Source organism: Microcoleus sp. Pol12B3 (genome assembly GCF_036701355.1).
In the GTDB taxonomy this organism is placed as follows: domain Bacteria; phylum Cyanobacteriota; class Cyanobacteriia; order Cyanobacteriales; family Microcoleaceae; genus Microcoleus.
Genome location: NZ_JAUBQS010000063.1, coordinates 1 through 13,074 on the forward strand (window position 1 = coordinate 1; position 13,074 = coordinate 13,074).

Annotated in this window: 12 protein-coding genes; 9 read left to right on the forward strand and 3 right to left on the reverse strand. The window is 45.3% G+C overall.

Annotation, left to right across the window (positions count from 1 at the left end; translation table 11 throughout):
* The first annotated feature begins 598 nt into the window (after window positions 1-598).
* Window positions 599-2,617: a DICT sensory domain-containing protein gene (locus QUA53_RS23800; protein ID WP_333100144.1), complete on the forward strand. Its 2,019-nt coding sequence runs from the start codon at window positions 599-601 to the stop codon at window positions 2,615-2,617.
* Between the two features lie 52 nt (window positions 2,618-2,669).
* Here the strand turns inward: QUA53_RS23800 and QUA53_RS23805 are convergent, their stop codons facing one another.
* Window positions 2,670-2,849, reverse strand: coding sequence for a hypothetical protein (locus QUA53_RS23805; protein WP_333100145.1), 180 nt, complete (start codon window positions 2,847-2,849; stop codon window positions 2,670-2,672).
* An 854-nt stretch (window positions 2,850-3,703) separates the two neighbouring features.
* On the opposite strand from QUA53_RS23805, the gene QUA53_RS23810 reads away from it, so the two are divergent.
* The 8 genes from QUA53_RS23810 to QUA53_RS23845 all read left to right on the forward strand — a co-directional run bounded on the left by QUA53_RS23810 (window position 3,704) and on the right by QUA53_RS23845 (window position 10,580).
* Window positions 3,704-4,204 carry a peptidoglycan-binding protein gene (locus tag QUA53_RS23810; protein ID WP_333100146.1) on the forward strand — a complete coding sequence of 167 codons (501 nt, stop codon included), beginning with the start codon at window positions 3,704-3,706 and terminating at the stop codon, window positions 4,202-4,204.
* A gap of 300 nt (window positions 4,205-4,504) precedes the next feature.
* Window positions 4,505-4,930, forward strand: a complete 426-nt coding sequence (locus QUA53_RS23815) for a photosystem I reaction center subunit II PsaD (protein ID WP_333100147.1) — start codon at window positions 4,505-4,507, stop codon at window positions 4,928-4,930.
* Window positions 4,931-5,093: 163 nt separating this feature from the next.
* On the forward strand, window positions 5,094-5,954 hold the full coding sequence (locus tag QUA53_RS23820) for a GNAT family N-acetyltransferase (protein WP_333100148.1): 861 nt from the start codon (window positions 5,094-5,096) through the stop codon (window positions 5,952-5,954).
* Between the two features lie 97 nt (window positions 5,955-6,051).
* Window positions 6,052-7,599: an anthranilate synthase component I gene (gene trpE / locus QUA53_RS23825; RefSeq protein WP_333100149.1), complete on the forward strand. Its 1,548-nt coding sequence runs from the start codon at window positions 6,052-6,054 to the stop codon at window positions 7,597-7,599.
* A 75-nt stretch (window positions 7,600-7,674) separates the two neighbouring features.
* A complete protein-coding gene (locus QUA53_RS23830; RefSeq protein WP_333100150.1) occupies window positions 7,675-8,559 on the forward strand; it encodes a PhzF family phenazine biosynthesis protein in 885 nt (294 codons plus the stop codon).
* Between the two features lie 136 nt (window positions 8,560-8,695).
* Window positions 8,696-9,325 (forward strand): type I restriction enzyme HsdR N-terminal domain-containing protein, encoded by a 630-nt coding sequence (locus QUA53_RS23835; protein WP_333100151.1) that lies wholly within the window; start codon window positions 8,696-8,698, stop codon window positions 9,323-9,325.
* Window positions 9,326-9,350: 25 nt separating this feature from the next.
* Window positions 9,351-9,914: a Uma2 family endonuclease gene (locus QUA53_RS23840; RefSeq protein ID WP_333100152.1), complete on the forward strand. Its 564-nt coding sequence runs from the start codon at window positions 9,351-9,353 to the stop codon at window positions 9,912-9,914.
* A gap of 189 nt (window positions 9,915-10,103) precedes the next feature.
* Window positions 10,104-10,580, forward strand: coding sequence for a hypothetical protein (locus tag QUA53_RS23845; protein WP_333100153.1), 477 nt, complete (start codon window positions 10,104-10,106; stop codon window positions 10,578-10,580).
* A 17-nt stretch (window positions 10,581-10,597) separates the two neighbouring features.
* Here the strand turns inward: QUA53_RS23845 and QUA53_RS23850 are convergent, their stop codons facing one another.
* Complete coding sequence (locus tag QUA53_RS23850; RefSeq protein ID WP_333100154.1) at window positions 10,598-11,449, reverse strand: hypothetical protein; 852 nt, start codon at window positions 11,447-11,449, stop codon at window positions 10,598-10,600.
* 220 nt (window positions 11,450-11,669) lie between these two features.
* Window positions 11,670-12,986 (reverse strand): homoserine dehydrogenase, encoded by a 1,317-nt coding sequence (locus tag QUA53_RS23855; RefSeq protein WP_333100173.1) that lies wholly within the window; start codon window positions 12,984-12,986, stop codon window positions 11,670-11,672.
* Window positions 12,987-13,074: the final 88 nt, after the last annotated feature.

Here is a 13,074-nt window from a genome sequence, read left to right on the forward strand (position 1 = left end):
ATGAGGACGACCAGACATTGTAATTCTCTCCTTTACTTTTTACACAAGTCTATCACATCTTTAAAAAAATGGTATTACGATATCGCGAGGATGCTCGCACTCTCGGTATCATTCCGCATCTAACCAGATTGGATATAAGTCCTCAAAATAATAGGCCGTTAGTTTTTAACTAATGGCCTATTATTTGTGATTTTTGAAAAAAGTTTAATTGCCGATTAGCCAGAGCGATCGCCAAAAACCGGTTCGCCAAAAACCTATACTGATGGCACTGATATCAAATACCTCAAGAATAGTATAATGCAAGAGATCAGCAAGCGGTGCCTAACAAGTCTGAATGGTGAGAGTGCTAACACCCGAATCCAAGCCTGAATAGATGAGTTAGCGTCAAAACCTAGAGGTAAAAACAGGTGACTTTGGGATGAACTCAAGGTCTTGGAGGGATACCTCTGCTTAGATTCGTCTAAGTGCTATTGCTAGCATGATATGACTTAAACAGTCGTGTTATGCCGCATAAATGTATCAGATACTGAAAAGGGATCGCTCTAAACCTCCTATCGATCCTGTGTTGTCATCGGCAAAAATGCACGTTTAAGGCTAGATGATCGTCCCTATTTCGCTACTGGCAGAACTTCTGCAAGCTTTGCCCCAACTGCGGGCACAAATTTATTTCAAATCTTCCATGACAGCTTTGTCTCACGCGATGGAAGATTTGGTTTTGGCGGGTTCAGACGACGAACCGCTAGTCATTGCAAGCTTTCAGCGAGAGCGCTTCTACCGCCAGGAAGCTCACCGCTACCGACGAATTGCCTCACGTTCCTCTCAGGTATACGTGCTGGCAGCACCGGAAACAGACTTTAAAAATGCTTCAGAGTGTCACGAAACTGTTGCGTTTGCACCGGAAGACGGATTAAGTAAAGAGTGGCACTTAGTGGTACTGGGGCAAAACTACTCAACTTGCCTGATTTGTCAAGAAAAAATTGTGCCGATCGACAATCAAGACGATCGCGGGCCGCAGTTGATGGATCAAGCTCGCAGATTTGAAGGAATTTGGACGTTCGATCGCGAGGTAAGCTCCAAAGCTGCCGCATTGTTGCTCGATAGAATTGTCAAATATCGCCCGGAATTGGCCGAAAAGATCGATCGGGCGCGAACTACCTACAATCTGATCAAAACACCGAAAAAAACGCGGAAATCCGCCGCGAACAAAGCCGCAAAACCAGACAAAAGTGCGCCAAAAGACTCAAAAATTCCCAATCCGCAATTGAGCGACGCTTTTGCCGAACGCTTAGTCACCTACTTGCAAGCAGGCCAGCACAAATTGCTCAAAGCATACAGCGCCATCGCCGCTCAGGAACGCAAAGAACGCCTGGTAAACTTAATTACCACGGCAATGCGGCAGTCTCTCAACCCACAAGAAATCGTCGAAGTCGCAGTGCAAGAACTGGGCACTGCCCTGTCGGCAAGCCGGTGTTTGATTTATCGGTGCAAGGCCACAGATGTGACGGTCAAAATCGATCGCGAGTTTTTGCGTCCGGGCGCTAGTTCTCTACTAAATCAGACTTGGCTGTTGCAGGAAAATCAAATATGGAGCGACGCGGTGGCGCGGCAAGAGCGAGTTTACATCCAAGACACATCACAACACCCGCTGATTGTCAATACACAATTCCTGGAAAAAACTGTAAAAAATTGGCAAATTGTCTCTTGGTTAATGGTGCCAGTGCTTTATCAGGGGCGGGTTTTGGGAATGGTGGAAATGCACCAGTGCCGATCGGTTTTGCCTTGGGAAGAAGACGAAATTGCATTAGTAGAGGCGATCGCCACCCAACTCGGAGCGGCCTTAATTCAAGCCGAAACCTACGCTCATTTAGAAGAACTCAACCAACAATTAGAAGCATTAGACCGCACTCGCAGCAATCTAATTGCCATCACCGGACACGAACTCCGCACTCCGCTTTCTACGATTCAAGTTTGTTTGGAAAGTTTGAACTCCGAACCAGATATGCCCGCAGAATTGCGGCAAATCATGTTAGAAACTGCCCTCGGTGATGCCGATAGAATGCGGAAACTTGTGCAGGATTTCTTAACTCTTTCTCACTTAGAAAGCGGGCGAGTTCAATGGAATGTAGAATCGCTGACGCTGCAAGAATGCGTTGATTTGGCCCTCAGCAGCGTGCGATCGCGCACGGTCGATCAAGAGTTACCAGAAATTATCGCCGAGGTGTCCGCAGATTTGCCTTTAGTACAAGCTGACGGAGAGTGGTTGGTGGAGGTGCTCTCCAAACTGTTAGACAACGCTTGCAAATTCACCACACCTCAAGGAAGCGTGACAGTGCGAGCCAAATGCAACGGTTCTCGGATGGTGGAAGTGCTCGTAGCTGATACGGGGAGGGGAATAGAGGCTAATAGTTTAAAAGTAGTGTTCGATCGATTTTATCAAGAAGAAGGAGCTTTGCGCCGCAGCGCCGGCGGTACCGGTTTGGGATTGGCAATTTGCAAGCAGATTGTTGCTGGCTGGGGGGGGAAAATTTGGGTAGATTCCGCAGGAAAAGACCGAGGAAGTGAATTTCACTTTACTATTCCCACTGTTGAAAATCAATTGACAAGTGTTAACTCATGACTAATCACTAATGATTAATTACTAATGACTGCAAACTACCCCTCAATCTATCCTACATTGCAATACCGATCGCAAACTCTATTCCACCTTCTAGCGATGACAAACATTTCCAAGTTCCCCAATGTTTTTGAGTTACTATCTGATAGCCAATAGCCAGTCCAAATCTCGTACCTTGGCCTTCTGCTTTAGTTATAAAAAATGCCGGAAACAATTTTGCTGTGGCTGATATCAAATCTGTTAGCAGCGGAATTATTTCTATCTCTCTTCTCGACTTTTGCGTGAATCTGCGTCAATCCGTTGTCATCTGCAGTTAATACATTCTCTTTTTCTGAACCGCAGATGAGGGCAGATTGACACAGATTAACGCAGATGAATTCTATCTATTTCGGTTGCCCCATCCGTGATTGTTGCCCGTTGACTGGATTATACAGTTCCGATGCTACCGGAATTGATATGATTCCGGCATTTCCAGTCCGCTGTCAGCAATGCGAATCAAAATCGTGTGTATTATTTCCGGTTTTTTCAGGTAATGAAAATACTTGCTTAAAGTCCTGGCACAAAGTTAAAAAAACGGGTTTGTGAGTGTCAGATCGCGCAAGTATCGATCGAGTTAATCGATCGACCGAGACACGATAGCACAGAAAAGTTTTCACAAAACCAGCCTCGGCTGCTACACCCTCAATCCTCACCCTCAATCCTCACCCTGTGAGATCAGCCTTAAAGGTGATGTGACCGCGCGGTGTTCAGCTTTAGAATCAAAGCAGATTCAGGATGCGCTTGCCGTATTAAAGTCGGTTTGGCGACAGAATACCTAGGGAGGCTGCCGAAAATTAATATCAGTTTAAAAAAAGAATCCAACTGTAGATAAGCTACAAACCCCGATAGTAATCAGTCATGCCGAATCTCAAATCTAAAATGGTGTAAGTCTCCTGTCCACAAGTCGTGAGATGGTAAAAGTCGCTCGAATCTGTTGAGGCACTGCCGACACCAGTGTTGATTCGTAAAAATTTGAGAATGCAAATGTTTCGCCCGGAAAAAGTTTTTTTCCAGAAGAATACTCAAACCTAGAGGTTAGGAAAATCGATTATGTCACCTACAACCCAGATGAAATCTACTCAACCTATGGCCAAAAAGCCACAACTACAATTAGGTTCTGAAGGTAAAGCGGTATTGGAACTAGAACAACTGCTAACCAAGTTGCAAGTTTATCGGCATCCTGCTAAAGGAATTTTTAACAAAGCAGTTGAATTTTCTGTGAAACTGTTTCAGTTTCGGGTTTTCTTGTCGCCGGATGGTATTGTCGGGCCGCTGACTTGGCAGGCGCTTTATACTGGTGCTCCAGTTAATATGCCGGTACTCAGATTGGGCAGTTCTGGGGATGCAGTCGCTACTGTTCAGGAAGTTCTCAAAATTTCCAAGCATTATGGCGGTAAAATTGACGGCGACTTTGCTACTTTGACGGACAAAGCTGTTCGGGCATTTCAAAAAAGCTTTGGGATTGAGGCCGACGGGATTGTCAATCAAGAAACTTGGACTGCTTTGAGCCAAATTCCGCGTGGCTATGACCCTAATTGGTTCTTGACTTAGAGTTGGCGCGGTAAATTGTTCGATCGTGTGTGGGGGGAAATAGGGGGAATGTGCGATTATTCGGGTGCCTCACAAGCACCAGAATAATTGCTGTTTTTTTTTTGATTATTTTTTCGGGATTCGTGCTGCCTAATTCTGTTTTCTAGCTTTGGTGAAAATTACCAATTATCAATTATTAATTACTAATTATCAATTATCAGAAAAGATCGATCGCCAAAAAACTGTTAATTTTCCTTACAATTTCGAGAACAGCGTGCAGTCTCGATGATACGATGCCGTAAAAATCCTTTGGATATATCTATGGCCGAACAACTTACTGGACAACCCCCAATCTTCGGCGGCAGCACAGGCGGCTTGCTGACCAAGGCGCTAGTTGAAGAGAAGTACGCTATCACTTGGACTAGCCCCAAGGAGCAGGTGTTTGAAATGCCTACGGGTGGCGCTGCGATTATGCGTCAAGGCGAAAACTTGCTGCATCTGCCCCGGAAGGAGCAGTGCATCGCTTTGGGCGGCCAGCAACTGCGGGCTAAATTCAAAATCACGAACTACAAAATTTACCGCGTGTTTCCAGACGGTACTACTGAGTACCTGCATCCCAAGGATGGCGTGTTCCCTGAGAAGGTGAACGAAGGTCGTCCCTACAACGGTAAGATTGACCGCAATATTGGCAGCAATCCAAATCCGGCTAAGCTGAAGTTCAGCGGTAAGAAGACTTTCGATCCTTAGACCATGACTGCATGGCTGAGCAACACATAGGTAATATTCCCTGTAAGGCTCAGCTTGTAAACTTGTTTTTGCAGTAGTATTCTGACGCAGCAGGCTAAGCCCGCAGCGCCAAAATACTACTGCAAACTTCTAATCTTATTAAAAGTTAATCGTTAAATTAAAAATGAATGTCGTAATCAGGCGAGCGCAGCCTTCTGATATCGATGTTTGCGCTGGCATTACTTATGAAGCTTTTAAAGATATTGCCGATCGCCATCAATTCCCTACAGATTTTCCAACGCTGGATTTTGCAACCGAAATAACGGGCTTGCTAATCGAGAGTCCGGTATTTTTTGGGATCGTAGCCGAGAGCAAGAGTGCGGTTGTCGGCTGCGGGTTTATGGACGAACGCAGCCCGATTCGCGGTATCGGGCCCGTCAGTGTAGATCGCACTTTTCAAGGCCGCGGCACGGGACGGGAAATCATGAAAGCCTTACTGGAACGCGGACAGGACGCTGTAGGCATCCGTTTGGTTCAGGAATCTTTTAATATGGCGTCCCTGTCGCTGTACGCTTCTTTGGGTTTTGAGGTGAAGGAACCTTTCGTGTTAATGGAAGGGAAGTTTCGCAGCCAGCCGCAGCATGGGTTTGAGGTGCGACCGATGGCTAGTGAGGATGTTGAGGAATGTGCGGCTTTGTGCGAAAAACTGTGCGGGTGCGATCGAACTTCGGAGATTGAAGACGCCCTGAATTACTTTTCTCCCTTCGTTGCTTGCCAGCAAGGTCGGATTGTGGCTTATACTTGTGCGGTGTCTGCTTTGGGCCACAGCATCGCCCAAACCGAGGCAGATATGCAGGCTTTGCTCTTGGGTGCTGCTGCGTATAGTCCCGGCGAATTGCTGGCTTTTCACTTGCCGCTGAGGTACGCAAGTTTGTTTCGCTGGTGCTTGAAAGAGGGGCTGCGCGCCCTCAAGCCGATGGCGGTGATGGCAGTTGGCGAGTATCGGCCGCCGGAGGGATGTTGCTTTCCGTCTTTTGTTTATTGAACCTAAGACGGTTAGGACGCTTTTAATCGCTGAAATTATTGCCGGGATTGCATTTTCCTTATTCTTTCTTTCTTTTTCCTTCTTCCTTCTGATATATATGATATTTCCCGATTTCTCACAATTTTCGGAACTGGCGAAACAAGGCAATTTTGTACCCGTGTATCAAGAATGGGTTGCTGATTTGGATACGCCGGTGTCTGCGTGGTATCGGGTTTGTGCGGGTCAACCTTACAGTTTTCTGCTGGAGTCGGTGGAAGGTGGAGAAAAACTTGGGCGTTATAGTTTCTTAGGGTGCGATCCGTTGTGGATTTTAAAGGCAAGGGGATCTCGCACAACTCAAGTTTACCGTGACGGTTCCGAAAAAGTATTTACGGGCGATCCGTTTGTAGCTATAACAGAATGTTTGGAGTCTTATCAACCGGTCAAATTGCCGCAGTTGCCGCCGGGAATTGGCGGGTTATTTGGTTTTTGGGGTTACGAGTTAATTAAGTGGATAGAACCGCGAGTTCCCGTGCATCCAGCAAGCGAGAATGATTTGCCAGATGGATTGTGGATGCAGGTGGATAATTTGCTGATTTTCGACCAGGTGAAGCGGAAAATTTGGGCTGTCGCCTATGCGGATTTGCGCGAGGTTGGCGTTGATTTGGCCGAGGCTTATCAGCAAGCGTGCGATCGCGTTGGCAAGTTAGTTCAGAAGCTGCAATCGCCGCTTTCCCGGCAATCTACTCTTATAGAATGGACACCTCCCAATAACGGGCAAGATGCCCGTTCCACAACGGGAAATACCGAATTGGCTTACACTAGCAATACTACCCGTGAAAAGTATTGTGCCAATGTTTTAAAGGCGAAGGATTATATCAAAGCCGGAGATATTTTTCAAGTTGTTATTTCGCAGCGACTAGAGGCTGAATACAGTGGCGATTCTTTTGCACTCTACCGATCTTTGCGTCTGATAAATCCTTCTCCGTACATGGCTTATTTTCATTTCGGAGATTGGCAGATTATCGGTTCGAGTCCCGAGATTATGGTGAAGGCGGAAAACACTGCTGATGGCAAAAAGATAGCAACTTTGCGACCAATCGCCGGCACTCGCCGCCGAGGTAAAACTCCTCAAGAAGATGATGCTTTGGCTGCTGAATTGCTGCAAGATCCGAAGGAAATTGCGGAACACGTCATGTTAGTTGATTTGGGCAGGAACGATTTAGGAAGAGTTTGCCGAAACGGTACTGTAAAAGTTGACGAATTAATGGAAATTGAGCGTTATTCTCACGTCATGCACATTGTGAGCAATGTGGTGGGAGAATTGGCTGAGGATAAGACTGCTTGGGATTTGTTGAAAGCTGGTTTTCCTGCGGGTACGGTTAGCGGTGCTCCGAAGATTCGGGCGATGGAGATTGTGCACGAGTTGGAAGGTTGTCGCCGGGGGCCGTATTCTGGGGTTTACGGGTATTATGATTTTGAGGGGCAGTTGAATAGTGCGATCGCGATTCGGACTATGGTTGTTCGCTCTCAAGGAGGCGATAAACATTCGGTTTCTGTCCAAGCTGGCGCTGGTTTGGTGGCCGATTCTAACCCGGATATGGAGTACGAAGAAACGCTCAATAAAGCCAGGGGAATGTTGGAAGCAATTCGCTGTTTGAAATAGCAAGTTAAAAACTTCTTTTATAAGGAGGAGGCGGTTGAAACCGCTGCTACACAACTACTGTTGAACGAGGGAAATATGAATTTTTATATAGTTGATGTGTTTGCCGAGTCAAAATATGCTGGCAACCAGCTAGCTGTATTTTGCGGTGCGGGAGTTGCTGAACTATCTGAGGCCCAAATGCTGCTGATAGCGAGGGAAATCAATTATTCAGAAACTACGTTTATTCGATCGCCCGATCCGCGAGATGGCGGCTATGACGTGCGGATATTCACGCCCAAGAAGGAATTGCCCTTTGCCGGTCATCCGACTTTGGGCACTGCGTTTGTGTTGCAGCAAGAGATTATTCGCGAAAAGGTCGATCGAGTAATTCTCAATCTAGCCGTCGGTCAAATTCCAGTTACTTTTAATTATCACAATGAATCGGCAGATATTTTGTGGATGCGACAAAACCCGCCTATTTTTGGTCGAGTTTTATCAGCCGAAAGTCTGGCAAATGTCCTGAATTTAGAACCAGATGAAATTGATTCCAACTTCCCAATTCAAGAAGTTTCGACCGGAGTGCCGTTTATAATTGTCCCATTAAAAACTCTCGCTTCGCTCAAAAAAGCTCAAGTCAACTTAGATAAATATTTTGAGCTAGTTGATACAACGAAAGCGAAAGAAATTTTGATATTTTGCCCAGAAACCTACAGCGACCTTAATGATTTAAGCGTGCGAGTTTTTGCCCATTCATTAGGAATTCCAGAAGATCCGGCGACTGGCAGTGCTAACGGCTGTTTGGCTGGATATTTGGTAGAACATGATTATTATGGGAAAGCAAAGATTGATGTCAGAGTTGAGCAGGGATATGAAATCGATCGACCTTCTTTGCTGTTGTTACAAGCAGCAAAAAATGAAGGGCAAATAGCAGTTTTGGTGGGTGGTAAGGTGGTGATGGTTGCTAAGGGAGAATTTGTTTAGCAGATTCACTGGGATTTTTTTTAAGCGCAGATGCAGGCAGATATGTACAGCCCGGTTGAAATTAGATTTGGGCGATCGAGGAAATGAATTGTATGTTGTATAATGTAGTTAAGATTAGGAATAATCATCAAAAACTATGACGGGAACAATCCCAGCTAGAGAAGTTACTCTCTCCTATTTAAGGGAAAATTTTAATATCCAACTCGTTGATGACGACCAATTTTTTCGTGAATGGATTGACGAATTACCAGAAATAAGCGAATTTGAAAAACAATTTCTCGATCGAGTGAAAGCTAGCTATTTCAACTTAGTCGAGTATCCTCCAATGCTAGAAACTACCGTCAAAATGGTAGTCTTATCTCCCTTGCTACATTTTGCAGGTTTCTATTTACCTCCCTTTCATATCAAAGCTGAACCAGAAGTAGAAATTTTCTTTGAAGACGAAGACGAGACAATTATCAGAGGTAGGATGGATGTTCTGGTTTTAAAACAGCAGTTTTGGGTAATGGTTATCGAGTCAAAAAGCGCTCAAATTTCCATAGAAACCGGACTGGCACAACTGCTAGCTTATCTGCTGGCAAATCCCTATCCCAGCCAACCTTCCTTTGGAATGATTAGCAACGGCAGGAATTTTCAGTTTATTAAAATGACTTATCAAAATTCGTCGCAGTACGCATTATCGGATTCCTTCGATCTCCGCAATCGAGCAAATGAATTGTACAATGTACTCAAGATTATGAAGCGAATCGCTCAAATTGTGAGATAGTACAGATAAAAGAGGATTAACTCACATGGTAAGTTCACTCATCGAATCAATAGAAATTCAAGTTATTGAAGTTCCCCGCATTTCCCTAGAAGAATGGATGGAAAACCCGCCTGACAGCACAGAATGGGTAGATGGAGAATTAGTGGAAAAAAACGGCATGACAGCAAAAACTGGTCGGATTCAATCTCGGCTATCCCGCTATTGGGGAAATTACGCACTTTCCAGCGGACAAGGTGGAGAAGTTTACACAGAAACAGGTTGCCGTACAGTAGGGAGAGGTCGCTGTCCCGATGTTTCCTACTTGACACCAGAATTAGTTGCCCAATTTAATGATTTTACCATACTTCCTCAAAGTTTTCCGTTGATTGCTGAAATTATTTCTCCTACTGATAAAGCGGAAGAAGTATTTGCCAAAACCAATGAATACCTGCAATCGGGCTGTCAAGAAATATGGCTGGTACTTCCTGAGAGTCAGTGGATTGTTGTTGTCACTCAACAGCAGAGACTTTTATTCGCCAGAGGTGAAGTTGTCAGCACTCAAATAGTTTTGCCGGGTTTTAGTATGGCCGTCGATGAGTTGCTAGCGTAAAAAATTAAAAGAATAAATTGGTTGAATTTAATTATGGAGAATTCTTTAGTCCCTATACGCTCGGACGAAAGTTTGTGTAGGATAGGTTTCAACCGCCGAGTCTTTAACTCAGCTAATATGAGGTAGCTCATATTCATTGATTCGCGTGATTGTTAGGCTAAAAAAGTCATCAATACCAGAGACTTTCCAATGCTGCCAACATTTTCGCGGACTTTAAATGTATCCCCTGACGCTTCTGAAGCCCTGCTTTCACTGCCATTAACCAGCTTGCTCGATTCACCGGAATTCAATCAAGTCTTGGGAAGTCTCGATACTGCTTTACTCAAAGAAACTTTGCCAACTGCTGGAAGTGTTTTAGCTCAAAAGCTGCCGCCTTTTTACGACTGGTTGCAAACAGAACTAGGAATTAAAAACGTCCCTGACAGTCCAGATCATACTACGAAATGGGTAGTCGGTTTTTTGAAGAATCAAGAAAGTTTAACTCGTTTAGTGGATCTGCACAAATCAATTCCCAGACAGGCATTAGAACGATCGATTCCTCGTTTAGTTAGCGCCTTTGATGACGTTCAACCCACCGCTGTAAAGCAAGAATGGGAAAAAGCGATCGCAGCACTTTGTCTGGTTTTGGCAGTCGCAGCGCGGGAAAATCAGCCATCTGCGGCCTGAAGCAATTCTGTCTGAGTTTAAACAAAGCGCTTTTTTCGGAAAATTTGCAATTGAGTGCGATCGATCTGAACGATTACCGGCCGCCGTTTGTTGAGGACGATCGCATTGTGTCTGTTTAGCAAAAGCAACTGAGCCAATATTGCCACAATCGCGCGTCTTTTGAGAAACTTGCCTTCAAAACGCGCCATTCGGACGATCGCCTCTTCGATTTTATAGCAACAGTTGTTGCCTTTATAGGAAATCACAAAAATCGTTCCCGGTATGTAATCGCCTTCATTTGCCCAAAAAGCATACCTTTCGCCTAAAGTAAAGTAGTGAAAAACATTCTTAGCGGTGGAAGTTTTAGCTAACTTTTCGGAAACGCCTAAAGAATTAAAAATTACAGTAGATCTAATATAATCCGGGTATTTTGCTGCGATTTGCTGAGCAACTTTGCCGCCCAAACTTTCTCCGATGATATCCGGCGGATTCCCGCTGTGAAATTGCTGCTTTATCCAATCAATAGCACCGGCAGTTTGCGCCGATTTTAACTGGCGTTCTAGTTTTGCCATAAATACATCGGGCGTATCTTCCAAAACGCGCTCGAAAGGATACCAAGAACCGTAGCCGCGAATCACAAAAACAGGCGGATTATTGCCAGAAATGGGGATGCGACTTTCAGCATAAAAACCAGTGCGAGAGTCTTCAAACACTTGTTTTATGATATAATTTCCATCAACAACTTGCCCTTCTTCGTGCCGAATGTAAATTGAAGGATTATTGGGTTTAAAAGTATCGTGTAGTTGGGGTTTGGCAAACTTTTCATACAGGCAATCTAGCAAGTGCCTTCCCGTTTGGCGATCGACAAAATCAAATTCTGTTTTTTTCATTATCTGGTAGGGCGGGTGTTACCAACAATATTTAATAAGTACAAAACATCTACATAAACCCGCCACCGGAGAACGAATAATCTAAATTAACTTTTACTTGTATCAAATGGAAAAATGTACGTGACATTTACCGTTGGCTGAGTGAGAGGGCGGGTTTTAGATATTGTCAATTATTAACAAATATTGTAGGTGAAACCCGCCCGCCCTTAGCAAATCACTTTTACAAAACTCGCAACGTGCTAGCAATACTATCGACTGCTTCCAGCGCGCGAATTTCATCGAGTGCTTGTTGAAAATTACCTTCCATAACATCGTGAGTCACGACGACAATTTCTGCTAAATCGCCGCGAATTCCCGTCTGCACCACAGATTCCAAACTAACTTTATGGTTGCCGAAACAAGTGCCGAGTTTGCCAATTACCCCCGGAGTATCGCGCGTCAGAAAACGGGCGTAAAAGCGAGTAACCAGTTCCTGCATCGGAGCAATTTTGCAGTAGTGTTGGTGACTGCAACTGAGTAAAGGATGGGGAATCGGAACAGTTTCGGTTTTCAGGATGGCCGCCACATTCATTATGTCGGATACTACGGCGCTAGCTGTTGGGCCCGCACCGGCGCCGCGCCCGTACAGCATCAATTGCCCGATCGGCTCTCCTTCGACTAAAATTGCATTGTAAACCCCGTTAACACTCGCCAGCGGATGAGTTTTCGGCACAAAACTCGGATGCACTCGAATTGACAGCAGTTCGCTTTCTCCCTCAGCTTGCTTGCCATTGTAGCGGGATGTTTCTTGAGCAATAGCCAACAATTTAATCGCAAATCCCAGCTTGTCGGCGTAGTTAATATCCGCCGCACTAACTTTTCTAATACCTTCGCAGTGAACATCGGCTAATTTGATGCGTCCGCCAAAAGCTAGCGAGGCTAAAATAGCAATTTTATCGGCAGCATCTAATCCATCTACATCTGCTGTGGGGTCAGCTTCAGCATAACCTAATTGCTGAGCGTCGGCGAGCACTTCGGCAAAGTCTGCGCCTTCTGTTTGCATCCGCGTCAGGATGTAATTAGTTGTGCCGTTGACGATGCCGGTGACAGTTTTAATGCGGTTTGCACCTAAAGATTGCTTGAGGCTTTGAATGACTGGAATGCCGCCGCCGACAGCAGCTTCTAACATTACGTAAACGCCTTTTTTGTTGGCGGCCTCGAAGATTTCATTCCCGTAGCGGGCGATAACTGCTTTGTTGGCAGTGACGACGTGCTTGCCGCTGGCAATAGCTTGCAGAATGAGCGATCGCGCCGGTTCCAATCCGCCAATCAATTCAACTACAATATCAATTTCCGGGTCAGTTGCGATCGCTTCTAGGTCAGTTGTCAGCACATTTTCTGGCAATTGTAAAGACCGAGTTCGAGAAATATCGCGCACTCCCACCCGATAGATTTCCAATTCCTGCAACAGCGGATGGCGGCCATCTGGGGAGAGCAAAATCTCTGCTGTTCCCGCGCCAACTGTACCCAAACCTAACAAACCAATTTTGAAAGCCACGACTTTGACCCGTAGAAACTCAATTAAGCCACAACCATTGTAGGCTATTCCCGTACCGGAGCAATCAAAATAGTATTGTAGGGTACGC

Coding starts and splice junctions, on each gene's coding strand:
- QUA53_RS23830 (WP_333100150.1), top strand. CDS start 7,675: ATGAATTTTTATATAGTTGATGTGTTTGCCGAGTCAAAATATGCTGGC.
- QUA53_RS23810 (WP_333100146.1), top strand. CDS start 3,704: ATGTCACCTACAACCCAGATGAAATCTACTCAACCTATGGCCAAAAAG.
- QUA53_RS23845 (WP_333100153.1), top strand. CDS start 10,104: ATGCTGCCAACATTTTCGCGGACTTTAAATGTATCCCCTGACGCTTCT.
- QUA53_RS23815 (WP_333100147.1), top strand. CDS start 4,505: ATGGCCGAACAACTTACTGGACAACCCCCAATCTTCGGCGGCAGCACA.
- QUA53_RS23835 (WP_333100151.1), top strand. CDS start 8,696: ATGACGGGAACAATCCCAGCTAGAGAAGTTACTCTCTCCTATTTAAGG.
- QUA53_RS23820 (WP_333100148.1), top strand. CDS start 5,094: ATGAATGTCGTAATCAGGCGAGCGCAGCCTTCTGATATCGATGTTTGC.
- QUA53_RS23840 (WP_333100152.1), top strand. CDS start 9,351: ATGGTAAGTTCACTCATCGAATCAATAGAAATTCAAGTTATTGAAGTT.
- QUA53_RS23850 (WP_333100154.1), bottom strand. CDS start 11,449: ATGAAAAAAACAGAATTTGATTTTGTCGATCGCCAAACGGGAAGGCAC.
- QUA53_RS23800 (WP_333100144.1), top strand. CDS start 599: ATGATCGTCCCTATTTCGCTACTGGCAGAACTTCTGCAAGCTTTGCCC.
- trpE (WP_333100149.1), top strand. CDS start 6,052: ATGATATTTCCCGATTTCTCACAATTTTCGGAACTGGCGAAACAAGGC.